The sequence below is a fragment of the Variovorax paradoxus genome, assembly GCA_016806145.1.
In the GTDB taxonomy this organism is placed as follows: domain Bacteria; phylum Pseudomonadota; class Gammaproteobacteria; order Burkholderiales; family Burkholderiaceae_C; genus Variovorax.
Map to the genome: position 1 here is coordinate 2,056,899 of CP063167.1, position 17,925 is coordinate 2,074,823.

General features: G+C 69.1%; 18 protein-coding genes. 7 read left to right on the forward strand and 11 right to left on the reverse strand.

The annotated features are described in order from the left end of the window. Positions 1–42: 42 nt before the first annotated feature. Positions 43–906 (forward strand): AraC family transcriptional regulator, encoded by an 864-nt coding sequence (locus INQ48_40755; protein ID QRF61696.1) that lies wholly within the window; start codon positions 43–45, stop codon positions 904–906. A 10-nt stretch (positions 907–916) separates the two neighbouring features. On the opposite strand, the gene INQ48_40760 is transcribed toward INQ48_40755, so the two are convergent. Continuing rightward, positions 917–2,101, reverse strand: a complete 1,185-nt coding sequence (locus INQ48_40760) for an MFS transporter (protein QRF61697.1) — start codon at positions 2,099–2,101, stop codon at positions 917–919. After that, positions 2,098–2,781 (reverse strand): class I SAM-dependent methyltransferase, encoded by a 684-nt coding sequence (locus tag INQ48_40765; GenBank protein ID QRF61698.1) that lies wholly within the window; start codon positions 2,779–2,781, stop codon positions 2,098–2,100. Before INQ48_40765 ends, INQ48_40760 begins: the two co-directional genes overlap by 4 nt. 88 nt (positions 2,782–2,869) lie before the next feature. Between INQ48_40765 and INQ48_40770 the strand changes: the two genes are divergently transcribed. Beyond that, complete coding sequence (locus INQ48_40770) at positions 2,870–3,493, forward strand: TetR family transcriptional regulator (protein ID QRF61699.1); 624 nt, start codon at positions 2,870–2,872, stop codon at positions 3,491–3,493. On the opposite strand, the gene INQ48_40775 is transcribed toward INQ48_40770, so the two are convergent. From INQ48_40775 to INQ48_40805, 7 genes are all read right to left on the reverse strand, one after another. Further along, the gene (locus tag INQ48_40775; GenBank protein ID QRF61700.1) at positions 3,450–3,980 is read right to left on the reverse strand and encodes a hypothetical protein; all 531 of its coding nucleotides are present in this window, start codon (positions 3,978–3,980) and stop codon (positions 3,450–3,452) included. The two genes, INQ48_40770 and INQ48_40775, sit on opposite strands and share 44 nt — an antisense overlap. A 67-nt stretch (positions 3,981–4,047) precedes the next feature. After that, positions 4,048–5,034, reverse strand: a complete 987-nt coding sequence (locus INQ48_40780; protein ID QRF61701.1) for a tripartite tricarboxylate transporter substrate binding protein — start codon at positions 5,032–5,034, stop codon at positions 4,048–4,050. Between the two features lie 43 nt (positions 5,035–5,077). Continuing rightward, a complete protein-coding gene (locus INQ48_40785) occupies positions 5,078–6,112 on the reverse strand; it encodes an alpha/beta fold hydrolase (protein ID QRF61702.1) in 1,035 nt (344 codons plus the stop codon). A 35-nt stretch (positions 6,113–6,147) separates the two neighbouring features. Beyond that, on the reverse strand, positions 6,148–7,014 hold the full coding sequence (locus INQ48_40790; GenBank protein QRF61703.1) for an isocitrate lyase/PEP mutase family protein: 867 nt from the start codon (positions 7,012–7,014) through the stop codon (positions 6,148–6,150). 2 nt (positions 7,015–7,016) lie between these two features. Then, positions 7,017–8,009 carry a tripartite tricarboxylate transporter substrate binding protein gene (locus INQ48_40795; protein QRF61704.1) on the reverse strand — a complete coding sequence of 331 codons (993 nt, stop codon included), beginning with the start codon at positions 8,007–8,009 and terminating at the stop codon, positions 7,017–7,019. Further along, complete coding sequence (locus INQ48_40800) at positions 8,006–8,950, reverse strand: hydroxymethylglutaryl-CoA lyase (protein QRF61705.1); 945 nt, start codon at positions 8,948–8,950, stop codon at positions 8,006–8,008. The genes INQ48_40795 and INQ48_40800 overlap by 4 nt, the downstream gene beginning before the upstream one ends. Before the next feature lie 8 nt (positions 8,951–8,958). Continuing rightward, positions 8,959–10,155, reverse strand: coding sequence for a CoA transferase (locus tag INQ48_40805; GenBank protein QRF61706.1), 1,197 nt, complete (start codon positions 10,153–10,155; stop codon positions 8,959–8,961). Between the two features lie 160 nt (positions 10,156–10,315). On the opposite strand from INQ48_40805, the gene prpR reads away from it, so the two are divergent. Continuing rightward, the gene (prpR, locus tag INQ48_40810) at positions 10,316–12,274 is read left to right on the forward strand and encodes a propionate catabolism operon regulatory protein PrpR (protein QRF61707.1); all 1,959 of its coding nucleotides are present in this window, start codon (positions 10,316–10,318) and stop codon (positions 12,272–12,274) included. Positions 12,275–12,361: 87 nt separating this feature from the next. After that, the gene (locus INQ48_40815; protein ID QRF61708.1) at positions 12,362–12,694 is read left to right on the forward strand and encodes a HigA family addiction module antidote protein; all 333 of its coding nucleotides are present in this window, start codon (positions 12,362–12,364) and stop codon (positions 12,692–12,694) included. 53 nt (positions 12,695–12,747) lie between these two features. On the opposite strand, the gene INQ48_40820 is transcribed toward INQ48_40815, so the two are convergent. Both INQ48_40820 and INQ48_40825 read right to left on the reverse strand, forming a co-directional pair. Continuing rightward, positions 12,748–13,488, reverse strand: a complete 741-nt coding sequence (locus INQ48_40820; GenBank protein ID QRF61709.1) for a cobalt ABC transporter substrate-binding protein — start codon at positions 13,486–13,488, stop codon at positions 12,748–12,750. Between the two features lie 23 nt (positions 13,489–13,511). Further along, positions 13,512–15,695, reverse strand: coding sequence for a TonB-dependent siderophore receptor (locus INQ48_40825; protein ID QRF61710.1), 2,184 nt, complete (start codon positions 15,693–15,695; stop codon positions 13,512–13,514). Positions 15,696–15,974: 279 nt separating this feature from the next. On the opposite strand from INQ48_40825, the gene INQ48_40830 reads away from it, so the two are divergent. From INQ48_40830 to INQ48_40840, 3 genes are all read left to right on the forward strand, one after another. Further along, on the forward strand, positions 15,975–16,970 hold the full coding sequence (locus INQ48_40830) for a DUF4434 domain-containing protein (GenBank protein ID QRF61711.1): 996 nt from the start codon (positions 15,975–15,977) through the stop codon (positions 16,968–16,970). Between the two features lie 106 nt (positions 16,971–17,076). Beyond that, positions 17,077–17,352: a hypothetical protein gene (locus INQ48_40835; protein ID QRF61712.1), complete on the forward strand. Its 276-nt coding sequence runs from the start codon at positions 17,077–17,079 to the stop codon at positions 17,350–17,352. Positions 17,353–17,572: 220 nt separating this feature from the next. Then, the gene (locus tag INQ48_40840) at positions 17,573–17,830 is read left to right on the forward strand and encodes a hypothetical protein (protein ID QRF61713.1); all 258 of its coding nucleotides are present in this window, start codon (positions 17,573–17,575) and stop codon (positions 17,828–17,830) included. Positions 17,831–17,925: the final 95 nt, after the last annotated feature.

Genomic DNA, 17,925 nt, shown 5'->3' on the forward strand with positions numbered 1-17,925 from the left:
GATTCGGCTCGTTTTGTCCATGGAACATGCCTTTTCGTACAGATGACCGCGCCACCCCCGATCGACAGGCTGTCCGCGCTGCTCGAGCGCTTCCGCGTGCGCGCGCACCTGTTCCACAACGGCCCGCTGTGCGGCACCACCACCTTCGCGGCCGAGCCGGGGCGCGGCTTCCTGCATGTGCTGCGCCGCGGCGAGATGGTGGTCACGCATGCCTCGCGCAGCGGCGTGCGGCGCAAGCTGGTCGTGAAGGAACCGAGCCTGCTGTTCTATCCGCGCCCGCTGACGCACCACTTCCACAACGCGCCCGTCGAAGGCTCGGACTTCGTCTGCGCGACGCTGGACTTCGATGGCGGCGAGACCCATCCGCTGGCGCGCGCGTTGCCGCCGCTGATCCTCCTGCCGCTGCGCGAGGTCGAGGGGCTCGAGCAGTCGCTCGCGCTGCTGTTCGCCGAGACCGCGCGCGTGCAGTGCGGCCACCGGCTGCTGGCCGACCGCCTGTTCGAGGTGGTGCTGATCCAGCTGCTGCGCTGGCTGCTCGATCATCCGGAGCACAGCGAACTGCCGCCGGGCCTGCTGACGGGGCTCGGCGATCCGCGGCTCGCGCGCGTGCTGGTCGGGCTGCACGAGCGGCCCGGCGAGCCCTGGCCGCTCGAGCAGATGGCGCGCGAGGCGGGCCTGTCGCGCAGCGCCTTCGCGCAGCGCTTCCGCGAGGTGGTGGGTACCACGCCCGCCGACTACCTCGCACTCTGGCGGCTCAGCATCGCGCAGGCGCAACTGCGTGGCGGTGCCTCGGTGAAGACCATCGCCGACGAACTCGGCTATGCCAATGCCTCGGCGCTGTCGCGGGTGTTCGCGCAGAAGCTGGGCGTGTCGCCGCGCGAGTGGCTGGCCACGGTGCGCGGCTGAGGCCGGCGCGTCACTCGCGCGCGGTGGCCAGCGTGGGCAGCGCGAACAGCACCGCGAGCGCGCACAGCAGCGCCGCGAGCACCGCGAACGGCAGCATGCGGTCGAGCGCGTAGAGCGCGGTGCTGGCGGCCGGTGCCGCGATCAGCGCCAGGCCCTGGGTCGCGGCGATCAGTCCGGCGACCGCGCCCTGCCGGTCGGTGGGAACCGCGAGCGAGGCGCCGGCCATCGAGCCGGCCATCATGAAACCGGCGCCGGCCCCGAGCACCGCGAAGGCCGCCACATAGGCCGCGAGCGAGGAGGTGCCGAGCAACACCAGCAGTCCCGCGATCCAGGCCGCGCTGCCCGCGATCACCATGCGCTGCGCCGGCCAGCGCAGCACGCGGGCCTGCAGCAGCTGGCTCGCGATCAGTGCCACGCCTGTCACCGTCAAAGCCGCGGCCAGCCGCGGACCGACCTGCGCGGTCTCGAGGCCGAGCCGGTCCTGGAAGTAGAAGCCCGCGATGATCTGGATCGTGACGATCGCGGTCCACGACATCAGGCTCGCCGCCAGCCAGCGCCGCAGCTCGGGCCCCCAGGGCGAAACCGGCGGCGACGCGACCGCCGCGCGCATGCGCGTGCCGCGCGGCACCGTGGCCCACACCACGAAGAAGGCCAGCAGGCACAGCGCGCCCGACAGCGCCAGCGGCCAGAGGATGCCGCGCAGCGCGAGCAGTCCGCCGAGCGCCGGGCCGACCACGAGGCCGACGCCGTTGGCCGCGCCGATCAATGCCATGCCCGCGGCGCGCTCTCCCGCCTCGGTGTGATCGGCCATCAGCGCCTGCGCCGCGGACGGCACGGCGGGCAGGAAGGCGACCAGCACGGCGCGTGCGCCGGTGACCAGGGCGAACAACCCGGTGCCGGCAAACGGGCCCGACAGGCCCTGCCGCACCACCGCCGTGAACAGCCCATAGGCCAGGAACATGCCCGCGAAGCCGATCAGCAGCACGCGGCGGCGTCCCCAGCGGTCGCTGGCCAGGCCCCAGGGCGCCGCCATCGCGGCCATGGCGAGCGAGCTGATCGACAGCATCCATCCGCCCTGCTGCACCGTCAGGTGCAGCGAGCGCACCAGCGGCGCGAGGATCGGCAGGATCACCGCGCTGGTCAGCGTGGCGAGCGCCACGCTCGTGAACACCACGGGCTTGATGGGGCTCGTCATGCCCGATCCTTCGGCGCGCGGGAACGCACGCCGCGGTAGAGCGAGATCGACCCCGTCGGCGTCGGGATCACCGCGGTCTCCTCGACCTCGGCGAAGCCCGCTTCCCGCATCAGCAGCGGCACGATGCCGTCGGCATTGGGCTGGGTGTCGGCGAAGCCGTCGACGCACTGCACCAGCTTGAACAGCGTTCGCATGGCCCGGGTGCGCTGCAGGCCGTAGTCGGCGATGTGCAGCTCGCCGCCCGGCACCAGCGCCGCGTGGATGGCCGCGAGGCCCGCGCGCTTTTCGGCCAGCGGCACCTGGTGCAGCACCAGGCTGGTCACGATCTTGGTCGGCTGCAGCGGCCACAGCAGCGCGGCCGCGTCGCGCAGGTAGCCGCGGTGCAGTTCGCAGCGCACGCCGGTGGCCGCGAGCTTGGCGCGGGCGCGCTCGAGGATGCGCTCGTCGGGGTCGATGCCGATCAGCCGAGGCATCGACCCCGAACGGCCGAGCAGCGCGAGGAAGGAGCCGGTGCCGCAGCCCACGTCGGCGATCACGTCCGAAGGCCGCGGCGCGAGCTGCGCCAGCAGGGCCGAACGCCACTGCCGCTCGCGCGTGAACAGCGACACGAGGGGGTCGTAGGCGCCGAGCACCGGCACCGCGGGGGTGAAGTCGCGCGCCGGGCGCAGGGTCTTGGTCATGGCATCTCCAGGGGTGTTCCGCTTCGCTGCGTTGCGATCGATAATCCGAGCAATTGCTCACAATGTCTACTCGCATTCGAGGAACGCCATGGCCCGTGCACCCGTCGTCCACCCGAGAAAGAAGGCCTCGCAGGAGCGTTCGCGCGCGACCGTCGACGCACTGATCGAGGCCACTGCTCGCGTTCTGGTGCGCGAGGGCTTCGAGCGCGCGAGCACCAACCGCATCGCGGCCGAGGCCGGCGCCAGCATCGGCTCGCTCTACCAGTACTTCCCGACCAAGGAGGCGCTGGTGGCCGCGGTCATCGAGCGGCACAAGAACGACATGATGGAAGTGCTGCGCCGCGCGCTGGTGCGGGTCGCGGGCATGCCGCTCGAGCAGGGCGTGCGCGAACTGGTCGCGCTGATGATCGACGCGCACCGCGTCGATCCCGAGCTGCACCGCGTGCTGGTCGAACAGATTCCGCGCATCGGCCGGCTGGCGGAGGTGGAGGGCTTCGACCGCGAGGTGCTCGAACTGGTGCGGGCCTACCTCGAGGCCCACCGCGGCGAGCTGCGCGCGCTCGACCTCGATCTCGCGGCCTTCGTCTGCGTCGCGTCCGTCGAGACGCTCGCGCACGAGGCCGTGCTGCACAACCCCGCGCTGCTCGCGAACCGCAAGGTGAAGGCCTTCACCGACGAGGTGACGCGGCTGGTGATCCGGTACTTGACATAGCTGCGAGGCGCTTCGCGGCGGCGCGCAGCAGCACGCGGGAATAGAGCTGGTGGAAGCCCGTCAGCGCATCGACCGTCCATCCGAGCCCGCCCCGCGCGCGCGGCAGGACGGCCGAGCCGAAGAACAGCGTGGTCTGCGGCGCGGCACCGTCCGCGCGCGGCGCCACCATGAGCCAGCTGCGCGTGCGCCCGGTCGCCAGCACGATCTGGTCGTCGGCGCGCGCCTCGACGCGCCAGGCCGAGAAGGTCTCGACATGGCCCGCGGCCAGCGCGGCCGCATCGGCGTCGTTCGCGCGCCGTCCGAGCGCAACCCCGAGCAGCCAGCGCTCGGGCTTGAACATGGGCGAGGTGTAGAAGGCCTCGATGTAGCTGGCCAGCGGCACGCGGCCGTCGACGGCGAGCGCATGGCAGTCGGTGTAGGCGCCCGTGCCCTCGTAGCGGGCGAGCAGGGCATGCGCGGGCAGGGCGCGGATCTCGATCGGGTTCATGGGGCGGCGGCGGTCGCACGAGGATGCGTGCCCGCGCATTGTGCGGTGGCGCGCCCCATGCCTGGTTTCAGTCGACCCGGATCTTGGCCGCCTTCACGATCTGGTCGTACTTGGCGAGGTCGGCGCGGATCTGCTGGCCGAACTCCGCGGGCGTGTTGCCCAGCGCCGAGATGCCGAGCGACGCGAGCCGCTCGCGCACCTCGGGCGACTGCACCACCGCATGCAGCTCGCGCTGCAGCCGCTCGACGATGGGCTGCGGCGTCTTCGCGGGCGCGAGGATGCCGATCCACGAGCTCGACTCGAAGCCCGGCACGCCCGATTCGGCGACCGTGGGCACCTCGGGCAGCGAGGCCAGCCGCTGCGCGCTCGACACGGCGATCGGCCGGATCTGGCCCTTCTGCACGAAGGGATAGGCACCGGCCACCGCGGTGTAGAGCATCGGCAGCGAGCCGCCCACCACGTCGGTCATCGACTGGCCGCCGCCCTTGTAGGGCACGTGCACGAAGTTCGCGCCGGTGCGGGCCTTGAGCAGTTCGCCGGCCAGGTGCGGCGTGCTGCCGGTGCCCGCGCTGCCGTAGGACACGCCGCCCGGGTTGGTCTTGGAATAGGCCACCAGCTCGGACAGCGTCTTCGCGGGCACCGAAGGATGCACGACGATGATCAGCACCGCGTCGCCGATCTTGCTGACCGGCACGAAGTCCTTGAGCGTGTCGAACGGCACCTTGGCATAGACGTGCGGGTTGATGACCAGCGTGCCGTCGAAGCCCAGCAGCAGCGTGTAGCCGTCGGGCGCGGCGGTGGCCACCATCTGCGTGCCGATGTTGCCCGAGGCGCCGGGCCGGTTGTCGACCACCACGGTCTGGCCCAGGCGCGCGCCGAGCTTGTCGGCCACCACGCGCGCGCCGGTGTCGGTCACGCCGCCGGGCGTGAAGGGCACGATCAGGCGGATCGGCTTGTTGGGGTAGTCCTGCTGCGCGCCCGCGGGGCCCATGGCCAGCGCGAGCGGCAGCGCGGCCGCGAGCAGGCGCGCCAGCGTGTTCTTCCATGCATTCATCGCTTGTCTCCTTCGTTCGTTCTTGGTTTCGTTCTCGTGTCGCTCAGCGCTTCAGGCCCTGCTTCGCGAGCCACTGGTCGACGCGCTCGGCAATCGCATCGGAGTTGCGGTCCATCATGAGCATGTGCGAATTGCCGCGCCAGCCGAGCTCGGGCAGCAGCAGCCGGTCGCCGGTGCCGCCGGCCGCGATCAGCCGCTGGCGGAAGTTCTCCTGCTGCGCCGTGATGCGCGTCCAGAACGGATAGCGCTCGAGGTTGTCGCCCCACACCCACAGCATGGGCACGCCCTTGAGGCGCGCGAAGTCGGTGGTCTCGGGGTTCGGCGAGCCCGAGGTCTCGACGGCGACGATGGCCCTGACCTTGTCGGGGTACTTGAGCGCCGAATTGAAGGCGAAGTTGCCGCCCTGGCTGTGGACCACGATCACGCAGGGGCAGGCCTTCTGCACATAGGCGTCGTAGGCCGCCTGCGTGGCCGCGTCGTTGGTGCTCCAGCGCGGGATCGCCTGCTTCGCGAACTGGTCGAAGCTGGCCACCGGGAACTGCGTGCCCGGCAGCGCGCGGCGCTTCGCGGGATCGGTGTCGTACGAGCCGGTCTCGCCGATGCGGAACAGCTCCCAGCCTTCCTTCTTCGGCCGGAAGAAGGGCTCGCTCTTGAAGATCTCGGGATAGCGCGCCCACGAGGCGCGGCCGCGCTCGACCGCGTCGCTCACGTACACGTCCCAGCCCGCGCGCAGGAAGTGGTTCTCCCAGCCCGGCTGGCCGTCGGGCTTGGTCTCCCAGGTCACGCCCGAGAGCCCGCCGCCGTGCCACAGCAGCAGCGGATAGCGGCCCTTCGGGTTCGCCAGGCGCGTGTAGCGCGCATAGAGCCCCTCGACCTCGAAGTCGCCGTTGGGGTCGAACGTCAGCGGCGGCGCGCCGGGCGTGAACACCAGTTCCTTCTCGGGCAGGCCCGTGAGCGTGACGGCGCGTCCGCCCACGTGATAGCTGCCGACGTCGGCCACCTGCAGCGCGCTGGTCGAGCAGCCGGCCAGGGCCGCGGCCGCGATGCCGAGCAGCGCGAGCTTCCATGCATTTCTCATCTCTTGTCTCCGTTGTTGTTCGTAGGGATGGGGCGCTATCGCGCCCAGCGCTTCTCGAAGTCCCAGACCTCCTCGAAGCCGATGCGCCGGCAGAACTCGTTGAAGTCGAACAGATCGTCGCCCGGTGCCACGCTGGCGCCGCTCGCCTTCAGGTGGCGCAGTGCGCGCTCCATCGCGGCCGCGGCCACGAGGCTGGTCATCGAGGGATAGATGGCGAGCGAGAAGCCGATCTCCTGCAGCGTCTGCGCGCTCAGCATCGGCGTCTTCCCGCCATCGGACATGTTGGCCATCATCGGCAGTTCGAAGGCCTCGCAGGCGCGGCGCATCTCGGCCTCGGACTGCGGCGCCTCGAAGAACAGGATGTCGGCGCCCGCGCGCGCATAGGCCTCGAGCCGGCGCAGCGCCTCGTCGACGCCGAGCTCGGCGCGCGCATCGGTGCGCGCGATGATCAGGAAGTTCTTTTTATCCTCGCGCGCCTCGGCGGCCACGCGGATCTTGTCGACCATGTCCTGCACCGGCACGCAGCGCTTGAACGGCGTGTGGCCGCACTTCTTCGGAAACTCCTGGTCCTCGAGCTGGATGGCCGTGACGCCGGCCGCCTCGTAGCCGCGCACCGTGTGGTGCACGTTGAGCAGGCCGCCGTAGCCGGTGTCGGCATCGGCGATGACGGCCGCGCCGCCGCTGCTGCGCACCAGCGTCGCCATGCGGTCGAGCATCTGGGTGTAGGTGGCGATGCCCGCATCGGGCAGACCGAGGCTCGAGGCCGTGAGCCAGAAGCCCGAGCCGTAGACGATGTCGAAGCCGACCTTGGCCGCCATGGTGGCGGCGATCATGTCCTGCAGGCCGGGGATGACGATGAACTCGCGGCGCTCGAGCTTCTCGCGAAGGAGGGGGCTGGCCATCGTCACTCGGCCCGGATGCCGCCGCGTTGCGCGACCAGCGTCCACTTCTTCGTCTCGGCCGCGAGGAAGCTGCGGAACTCGGCCGGCGGCGTGAGCGTGATGTGCGCGCCCTGGTCCTCCATCTGCTTGAGCACGGCCGGGTCGGCCGCCACCTTCTTCAGGTCCTGGTTGATCTGCGCGACGATCGGCGCGGGCAGGCCGGCCGGGCCGAACAGGCCGTACCAGCTCAGCGACTCCACGCCGTCGAGGCCGGCCTCCTTGAAGGTCATGGCATCGGGGAACAGCGCCATGCGCTGCGTGTCGGCCACGCCGACCACGCGCAGCGCGCCCGAGCGCACATGGGGCAAGGCGGTCAGCACGCTGGTCACGCCCATCGGCAGGTGGCCGCCGATGATGTCGACCATGATCGGCGCGCCGCCCTTGTAGGGCACGCCGGTGGACTGCAGCTTGCCGGCCTGGCGGATCATCTCGCCGGTCAGCCGGGTCTGGCCTTCGGAGTAGCCCACGCCCAGCGGCTCCTTGCGCGCGGCCTCGATCACGTCGCGCAGCGTCTTGTAGGGGCCGTTGGCCTGCACCACCAGCACCGAGGGCGAGTTCGCGATGTTGGTGATCGGCGTGAAGGCCTTGTCGGTGTCGTAGGGCAGGCTCTTCATCAGCACCGGGTTGACCGCGTGCGAGCCCACCACCAGCAGCAGCGTGTGGCCATCGGCCGGCGCGCGCGCGACGAAGTTCGAGCCGATCACGCCGTTGGCGCCGGTGCGGTTGTCCACCACCACCGACTGGCCCCACAGCTCCGACAGGCGCTGCGCCATCAGCCGGCCCACGATGTCGGTGCCGCCGCCCGCGGAGTAGGGCACGACCAGCGTGACGGGCTTGCTCGGGAATTTCGCGGCCGGTGCCTGGGCCCAGGCGCCGGCCGAGGCCATGGCGGCGAGCGCGGCGAGTGCCGTGCGGCGGGTGGGATGCGCGGTGAAGGGGGTCGATGGGTTCGTCATGTCTTGGCTGTCTCCGGGGATGTGTTGTTGGATGAATTCTTCTTCTCGCGCTGGCGCCGCAGCCAGGCGATCGCGCGGCCGCCGAGCGGGCGCTGCAGCCGCTCCTGCGCAAAGTCGATCGCCTCGAGCAGGCCGTCGAGCGCGATGCCGGTGGAAAAACCGCTGCGCTCGGCCATCAGCACCAGGTCTTCGGTGGCGAGGTTGCCGGCGGCACCGGGCGCGAACGGGCAGCCGCCGATGCCGCCCACGCTGGCGTCGAAGCGCCGGATGCCGGCCTCGAGCGCGGCCCAGGCATTGGCGACCGCCATGCCGCGCGTGTCGTGCAGGTGGATCGCGAGCCGTTCGGGCGCGATGGCTTCGGCGAGCACGCGCATGCGTTGCTTCACCATGCCCGGCGAGGCCGAGCCGATGGTGTCGGCGATCACGATCTCGCCGGCACCCGCGGCCTGCATGCGCCGCGCGAGGCGCAGCACCTCGGCCAGCGGCGTCTCGCCCTCGAACGGGCAGTCGAAGGCCACGGCAACGTAGGCGCGCGTGCGCAGGCCCAGCGCTTGCGCCGCGGCCAGCGTGCGCTCGCTGACCTCGGTCGCCTGCGCCAGGCCCATGTTGATGTTGCGCTGGTTCATGGTCTCGGTGGCTGAGAGCACGACCGCGATCTCGGCCGCGCCGGCCGCATGCGCGCGCTCCAGCCCCTTGAGGTTGGGCACCAGCACGGAGCAGCGCAGCTCGGGCAGCGCCGCGTGCACCAGCGGCAGCAGCTCGGCTGCGTCGGCCATCTGCGGCACGGCCTTGGGCGACACGAAGCTGGTGGCCTCGATGCTGCGCACGCCGGCCGCCGCGAGCAGTTGCACCAGGCGCAGCTTGTCGTTGGCGCCCAGGTGCACCGGCTGGTTCTGCAAGCCGTCGCGCGGCGCGACGTCGGTGATGTGGATGGCTTCCATCGTTATCTTCAGGCGATGGTGCCGGCCTGGCGCAGCGCGTCGAGCTTCGCGTCGGAATAGCCGACCCAGTCGCCGAGCACGCGGCGCGTGTGCTCGCCGAGCGAGGGCGGGCTGCCGTAGGCCTGCGGCACGGCGGCCGAGAGCTTGATCGGGTTGCCCGGCATGCGCACGGTCTCGCCGGTGTGCAGCGGCACCTCGACCACCATGTCGCGCGCGAGAACCTGCGTGTCGCTCAGCGCCTGCGCGAAGTCGTTGACCGGCCCGCACGGAATGCGCGCCTGGCGCAGCCGCGCGAGCCAGTGCGCGGTCGGCTGCTTGCGCAGTTCGTCGGCGATCAGCGCGTCGATCTCGGCCTTGGCCGCGAAGCGCACTGGCTGCTGCCGGTAGGCCGGGTCGCGCAGCTCCGGCAGGTCGATGAACTCGACGAAACGCTCGAAGAAGGGGTCTCCGATGCAGGCGATGATGATGTGGCCGTCGGCCGTGGGATAGCTGTTGTAGGGCACGTGCACGAAGTGGCCGTTGCCGATGCCCGCGGGCACGTGGCCCGACATCAGGTGCATGGTCGCCATGTAGTTGAGCAGCGAGATCTGCGCGTCGAGCATCGAGATGTCGACGTGCTGCCCGCGCCCTGTGCGCTCGCGCTCGGCCAGCGCCGCCAGCACGCCCATCGCGCCGAACATGCCGCCGCCGAGGTCGCCGATCGGGATGCCGCTGCGCGTGGGGCCGCTCTCGGGCGTGCCGGTGATCGACATGCCGCCGCCCATCGCCTGCACCACCTGGTCGAAGGCCGGGCGCTGCGTCTCGGGGCCGGTCTGGCCGAAGCCCGTGACCGAGCAGGTCACGATGCGCGGGTTGACCTGCGAGAGCGATTCGAAGTCGATGCCCAGGCGCTGCGTGACGCCGACGCTGAAGTTGTCGAACACCACGTCGGCCCGGCGCACCAGGTCGAGGAACACGGCCTTGCCCTCGGCGCTCTTGAGGTCCACGCAGACGCTCTCCTTGTTGCGGTTCAGCGTGAGGTAGTAGGCGCCCATGCCGCCGCGCGCGTAGTCGGGATCGTTCTCCAGCAGGCGTCGGGTGCCTTCGCCGCTGCCGGGCGGCTCGACCTTGATGGTGCGCGCGCCGAGGTCGGCCAGCAGCATGGTGCCGTAGGGGCCCGACAGCATGTGCGTCAGGTCGAGCACCGTGATGTGTTCGAGTGCCAAGTCGTGTGTCTCCTGAAAGACCTTCGTGTTGCACGGCATGTGCCAGCGCTTGGGCCTGGAGGCAAGTCGTTGATGCGAAAGGAGATTTTTTCGGAGGGTCGGGTTTTCACTGTGTCGTGTGCGACATCAATGAAACGCTTGGCATGTTTCAATGCAACGCATGATGGAACGCCCGCTCCCCTCCGACCCGGCCTCGCCCGCGCGCCGCGGCCTGCCGCGCCTGTGCTTCCTGAGCTACCGCCAGATCCGCGAATTCGCGCTGCCCGTGGTGGCCGAGTACGTCGGCCGCGCCGAGATCGAGGTGGTCGACGGCACCTTCGGCGACGCGCTCGCGATCGCGCGCGACCGCCTCGAGCGCGGGCTGGTCGATGCCTTCGTGAGCGCGGGCTCGAACGCGAGCATCCTGCGCGCCGGCCTCGAGGCGCCGGTAGCGACGATCCAGCTCGGCGGCTTCGACCTGATGCAGGCGCTGATCAAGGCGCGACGCATCGCCAAGCGCGTGGGCGTGGTGATGTACGGCCAGACCATTCCCGAGCTCGACGAGGTCAAGGACCTGCTCAACATCGAGGTCAGCCAGTACGCCTACCGCACGCCCGACGACGCGCGCCAGCGCTTCGAGTCATTGCGCCGCGAGGGCTTCGACGTGATCGTGGGCTCGAGCCTGGTGGTCGAGCTGGCGCAGCAGGCGGGGCTGCACGGCCTGCTGGCCTATTCGCTCGCGAGCATTCGCAAGGGCTTCGAGGATGCGATGGAGCTCGCGCGCGTGGCGCGGCTCGAGGCCGGGCGCTACGAGCAGCTCAACGGCGTGCTGCACAACCTGCAGGAGGCGGTGCTCGCGGTCGACCGCGACAACCGCATCATCGCGGTCAACCCGCCGATGCAGCTGCTGCTGGGCCATGCGCCCGCGCGCCTGCTCGGCCGCTCGCTCGAGGTGATGCAGCCCGAGCTGTCGCTGCGGGCCACGCTCGACCAGGGCCTGGAGGAGCGTGCCCTCGTGCAGCGCTTCGCGCAGCGCGACTGGGTGGTCAACCGCACGCCGATCCGCGAGCACGGCGAGATCGTCGGCGCCGCGCTCACGCTCTACGACGCACGCGCGATCCAGGAGGCCGACACCAGCCTGCGCATGCAGCACGGCCGCCGCCAGAGCGCGGCGCGGCACCGCTTCGCGAGCCTGGTGGGCCACAGCCCGGCTTTCGCGCGCGCCGTGCAGACCGCGCAGCGCTTCGCGCGCAACGACCTCACGGTGCTGATCGCGGGCGAGAGCGGCGTGGGCAAGGAGCTGTTTGCGCAGTCGATCCACAACGAGAGCACGCGCGCGGGCCGGCCCTTCGTGGCGGTGAACTGCGCGGCCTTTCCCGAGGCGCTGCTCGAGAGCGAGCTGTTCGGCTACGAGGAAGGCGCCTTCACCGGCTCGCGCCGCGGTGGCAAGCGCGGCCTGTTCGAGACCGCGCACACCGGCACCCTGTTCCTCGACGAGATCGGCGACATGCCGCTGCACCTGCAGACGCGCCTCCTGCGCGTGCTGCAGGAGCGCGAGATCACGCGCCTGGGCGCGACCGCGCCGATCCCCGTCGACGTGCGCGTGATCGCCGCCACGCACCAGCCGCTGCAGCAGATGATCGCCGAGTGGCGCTTTCGCCAGGACCTCTACTACCGCATCAACACGCTGCGCCTGGTGCTGCCGCCCTTGCGCGAACGGCGCGAGGACGTCGCGCTGCTGGCCCAGGTGCTGGTCGAGCGCTGCCTGCAGCGGCAGGGCCATGGCGTGCTCGATGCGCGGCGTGCGCTGGCACCGCTGATGCCGCGCCTGCTGGCCTACGGCTGGCCCGGCAACGTGCGCGAACTCGAGAACGTGGGCGAGCGCATCGCCGTGTTCCTCATGCAGTTCGAGCGCATCGAGGAGATTCGCTGGGAGGAGCTGCGGCACGAGTGCCCGGAGCTGTTCGCGGACGAGAGCGCCGCGCCGGTCGAGGCGGGCGGCGTGCCCGCGAAGTCGCAATGGCGCGAACTGCTGGCCGCGAACGGCGGCAACCGCCAGCAGACCGCGCGACAGCTGGGGGTGAGTCGGTCGACGTTGTGGCGGTGGGTGCGGGAGATGGAGAATGCCGAGGAGCTATGAGACCGAGTCAGGCCAGGGAAGATCGACAACCCGCACTGATCAGACCAGCCCGGGCTGGCTGATTGTTCTTACGCAATGGAGTGCGACATGAAAAATGGAATGCGCCCGGTCCATCCGGGTGAAGTCCTTCGCGAGGACTACCTGAAGCCGTTCGGCATGACGGCGAACGCGTTGGCGAAGGCATTGCACGTGCCCGCCTCGCGCATCAACGACATCGTGCTCGAGCGTCGCGGCATCACGCCGGACACGGCCCTGCGCCTGGTGCGCTATTTCGGCGGTGAAGAGGCCGATGCGCAGGGCTGGATCACCATGCAGGCGACCTACGACTTCAAGATCGTCGCCAAGGCAGTAGGCAAGGCGATCTCCAGGGAGGTCTCGCCGCGGGCTGCGGACGACGACCGCCTGGCGCTCACCTCGTAAGAGCGCACTGGCGGTCGGAGGCACGAGGGCCGCGGGCCCTCGGTCCCGTCGACTTACTTGTTCGGCGCCGCCGCAGGCCCCGCCGGCAGCGCCGCGATGCCGTCCGCCTTCACGTACGTCAGCGTCGTCACATAGCTCACGTTGTCGAACTTCTCGGGCCCGTTGGCACCGGGCCGCTCGCCGGCCACGGCGTCGCTGACGCTGACCTCGGCCACGTAGGTGCCCTGCCACGGCAGGTCGAACTTCACCAGGCCCTGTTCGTCGGTATGGCCTTCCTTGGCCCAGCCCGATTGCGTGACCAGCGCGACCTTGGTCTTGGCCTTGGGCTGGCCCTTGAAGAACAGCTTGAACTCGCCGGCATTGCCCGCGGGCACGAGGTCGAGCACCAGCTTCGGCTGCAGCGGCGCGAAGCCGGTGACCAGGCGCGCGGCCGGGTGGTAGCGGCCGACGGTCTGCTTGTCGCCCTGCTTGCGGTTGAACAGCGGATAGCCCGCGTCCTCGGCCACGATGCTCTCGCCGACCGCGGCGCCGAAGGGCAGCGCGAAGCCGCTGGCGGTCTTCTGCGCGTCGACGCTCTGCTCGCCCTTGGCCGACACCAGCGTGGCGGTGGGCTTGCCGAACTTGTCGAGCAGGCCCGGCGAGACCTCGCGCAGGTTCTCGCCGAATTCGCCGAAGCGCACGACGGCGGTCTTCTCGCCGGCCGGCTGCTCGATCCAGATCTGGTGCGCCTGCGCGGCACCCGCGAAGCCCAGCAGGGCGAAGGCGGCGGTGGCGATGGCGGTGATGCGGTTCATGCGTAGAGCTCCTTGGTTCAGGTTCAGAAATCGACGGTGGCCGACAGCATCAGCGTGCGCGGCGCGCCCACGGTGACGTAGGTGCTGGTCACCCAGTAGTTCTTGTCGAACACGTTCTCGAGGTTGGCGCGGAAGGTCACGGGCTTGCCGCCCATCTTCGTGGCATAGCGCGCGCCGATGTCGAGTCGCGTCCAGCCCGGCACGCGCAGGATGTTGGCGGCGTCGGCATACACGGAAGACGTGTGGATCACGCGGCCGTTCAGGCTCAGGCCCGCCACCCACGGCGTGTCCCAGTCCAGGCCCAGGTTGAAGGTGCGGTCGGGCACGCCGGCGGCGTCCTTGCCCTGGTTGGTGCCGCCCGCGGTGCGCGTGAGCTTGGCGTCGTTGAAGGCCGCGCTGGCCATCACGCGCAGGCCCTGCTGGAGCTCGCCGTAGGCCGTGAGCTCGAGGCCGCGGTTGCGCTGCTCGCCGCCGAAGCTGTAGACCAGCGTGGCCGGGTCGGTGAGGGCATTGGGCCGCGTGATCTGGTAGACGGCGGCCTGCGTCGTGAGGCGGCCCCAGTCGACCTTCACGCCGGCTTCGTACTGCTTCGACTTCTGCGGCGCGAAGGTCTCGCCGACGTTGGCCGTGCCCGGGCCCGCCGTGCCGCCGCGCGTGAGGCCGGCCGTGTAGTTCGCATACACCGAGACGTTCTGCACCGGCTTGAACACCAGGCCCACCAGCGGCGAGGTCGCGCTGGCCTTGTAGCGGCTGGTCGACGCGCCCGAGGTCTGCGAGAAGTTCTCCTGCTCGATGGTCTGGTCGCGCAGGCCCAGCGTCGCGAGGAAGCGGCCGTCGGCGAAGGACATCGTGTCGGCCAGCACCACGCTCGACTGCTTGAGATCGGCCGACTTCACCGCCGGCGTGCGCGGCGTGGTCACCGGCGGCAGTGGAGAGGGAAAGTACAGGCTCGACGGGTTCGTGGTGCGCGAGGTCGCGTAGAAGAAGCCCGACTCCTGGTCGAGCAGGTTCACGCCGAGCGCCACCGTGTGGCCCACGCTGCCGGTCTTGAACTTCGTGCGCACGCCGGCGTCGGCCGCGGTGGTCTTGCTGTAGAAGTCGTAGTAGGCGTTCGAGACGTTGAAGTTGCCCAGCGAATTGGGCCGGCCGCTGGGGAACACCTGACGGTAGTCGAGGTCGGTGTAGCCCACGCTGCCGTAGACCATCGTGCTGTCGCTGATGTCGTACTCGACGCGCGAGATGGCGGTCTTGACGTTGTCGTTGAGCTCGGTGCCCGGGTAGAAGTTCAGGCGCGCCGACGGCGGTTCGGGAATGCGCGTGATGCCGGCCGCGAAGCTGGTCTGCGGGCGGAATTCGCGCGTCTCGCCCTTGCTCGCGAAGGCGTCGAGCGACCAGCGCAGGCGCGTGCCGAGGTAGTCGAGGCCCAGCGAGCCGAGACCGAGCTTCTGCTTGCCGTTGTCGATGTTGCCTTCGCCGTTGCGGAACACGCCGTTGACGCGCACGCCCCACTGGTTCTCGTCGCCGAAGCGGCGGCCCACGTCGAGGTGCGTGCCGAGCTGGCCCTTGCTCATGTAGGTGGTGGTCAGGCGCGTGAGCGGCGCGTCGGCCGCGCGCTTGGTCACCACGTTGATGCTGCCGCCCACGCTGCCGCTGGGGCCGACGCCGTTGGCCAGCGCGCCCGGGCCCTTGAGCACCTCGACGCGCTCGATCATCTCGAGCGGCACGCGCGTGGTGGGCGTGAGGCCGAACAGGCCGTTGAGGCCGATGTCGGCGTTGGGCACGGTGAAGCCGCGGATCTGGAAGTCGTCGCCAAAGCCGCCGCGCGAGGTCAGCGGGCGCACCGAGGCGTCGTTCATCACCACGTCGGCCACGCTCAGCGCCTGCTGGTTCTGGATCAGCTCGGCCGTGTAGTTGGTGGTGCTGAACGGCACGTTCATCAGGTCGGTGATGCCCAGGATGCCGAGGCTGCCGCCGCGCGCGAACTGGCCGCCGGCATAGGTCTTCTGCAGGCCGCCGATGGCTTCGGCTTCACCGGAGACGACGACTTCGCCGAGCTGGCCCGTCGCGGGCGCGGTCGGGGCCTGGGCTGCGGCGCTCGCGGCGGCGAAAGCGAGGCAGGCGACCAGACAATGGCGCGCCAGGGGACGGAGGGAAGAGGGAGGAAGAGAGGAAGCGGTGCGGGACGGGGAAGCGGCGGACGAGGGCATCGGTCAGGAATCGGCGAGAAAAGGCAGGCACCGGCGAGCCGGTGCGGGGGGGCGGGGCGAGGTCGGAAACAGGACGGCACGACGCGGGTGGGCCAGCGTGCCCGGGCTCTGGCGAGCTTGTTAAGAATGAAAACGATTCTCATCATAGGTTGGGGCCGCTGCAAACCTTCCTATGCCTTTTGACCTTTGTGGACAAATGTGTCCTGAAGACCACAGCCGCCCGCGGCCCGCCGCCGCGGCGCGAAGCGTCGCGCGGCGACGCGCCGATACTGTGGGCCGATGCCTCCCATCCCCGCGCCCCCGCCGCTCCCGCTGCTTCGCCGACGCAGCTGCCTGATGCTGGCCGCGGCCGCCCTGATGAGCGCCTGCACCGCGCCGCCGCCGAGGTTCCAGGGCAGCTTCCTGCAGCCCTGGAAAAGCCATGAATCGCTCTCCCTCGACGAATGGCGGCGCCGGCTGCGCATCACGCGCGCACTCGGCTGCGACGAGATCGTGCTGCAGTGGAGCGCCCTGTACGGCGGCGCGTTCGACTGGGCGCCGCCCGACGGCCTGCTCGCCATGCTGTTCGAGGAGGCCGCGCGCGAAGGCATGGGCATCCGCATGGGCCTGCCCTACGACGAAGGCTGGTGGAAGGCCATGGGTTCGAAGGACCCGGCGGTGCTGCAGTCACTGCTGGCCACCGCGCGCGACCGCTGCCAGCGGTTCATGGAATCGGCCCCGTGGCCCAAGCGGCAGGGCTTTCGCGGCTGGTACCTGCCTTACGAGATCGACCAGTACAACTGGGCCACGGTCGAGCGGCGACAGCAACTGGTGGACTGGCTCGATGGGATCGCGACTGTCGCCCGCCGCACGGGCGGCCTGCCGCTCGCCGTGTCGACCTTCTTCAGCCGCTTGCCGACCGAGGGCTCGCTCGCGGAACTCTGGTCTCGGATCCTCGACCGCGTGCCGCTGCGGCCCATGTTGCAGGACGGTGTGGGCGTGGGCGGCATGGACAACCTCGCGGGGCTCGAGCCGCTGCGCGCGCTGTTGCGGCGGCGCGGCGTGGCCTTCGATCTGGTGGTCGAGCTGTTCGAGCAGTTGCCCGCCGCGCCGGGGGGCGAGGAGGGTTTCAAGGCGCGTGCCGCGACGCCCGAGCGCGTGCGACGGCAGATGGAGATCGCACGCGGCTATGGCGCTGAGCGCGTGATTGCGTTCGCGATCGATCCGTGGATGGTGGGGGATACGCCGGAGGCGAAGAGGTTGCTTCGAGACTTGATGGAGAAACCCCCTTTGTGAACCTTGCTGCAAAAGCGGAAGAAAGGCCAAGACTCCCCTTCGCCGCTGATTTCACGGATACATTTACATCGAAAAAATCCCCAATCAATCAGCAAACTGGGAAAGTATGGCAGAGCACCAAATTTCACCTGAAAAAGTCACAAAGCCAATTCAACTTCTTGCCGCTTGGTTGGTTGGATTAATTTTAGTTAATGCTTCATTTCTATTTTCAGCCCAGAAAATTACTAATCCCTCGTGGGCGGGTGCGGTGCTGGTAATTGCTGCTGTGACTAATGTGCCGGTTTTTATTGCGGCCCTATTTCTTCTGCAAACAAAATTTCGACCTCAAATGCAGGAGGATAGCTATTACTCTCAGTATTTAAAAAAACGAAAAAGAATATAGCGGGCGAAAAATTGAGGGTGAGAGCGCCGAGAGGCTAATTGAAAAAATTATTGCGCAAACGGCGGAGCGCATCACGAGTTCTCTTGGAGTTTCTGGTAGTGGAAAAGAGAAGCCGATCGAAACAATACTCCGCGAATCGCAAGAGGATGTTTTGGTGCAGCGGCTTGGTGGGTCAAGATCTCTATCCGAGATTTATCTGTCACCTCAGACATGGGCGTCGTTGGTTGAGCGCTGGGCAAATGTCAAAAGTTTCACAAAAGACATCGACCTCATCATTTCCGAGGGATTGGTGACTAAGTCAGGTGAAAGCTACAAGGAATGCCGACTGACGGAACTAGGTGAGCAGGTGGCCCGTATGGCTGAGGCGAAGGGGTTGCTTTGGAGGCAAACCCATGCGTTGAGTTGGGATAAACAGCACAGGGTTTCGAGATTTGTTGCGGATCAAAAACTTGAATCGGTTAATGCTTCAGGTAATTGATTGCAAATCATGTTGAATTCGCGTTGTGTTAACGGCCGTTACATGCTCTTTCCTTCGATAAGGCTGGCGAGAGCAGCACTTGAGTGCAGGCAGAG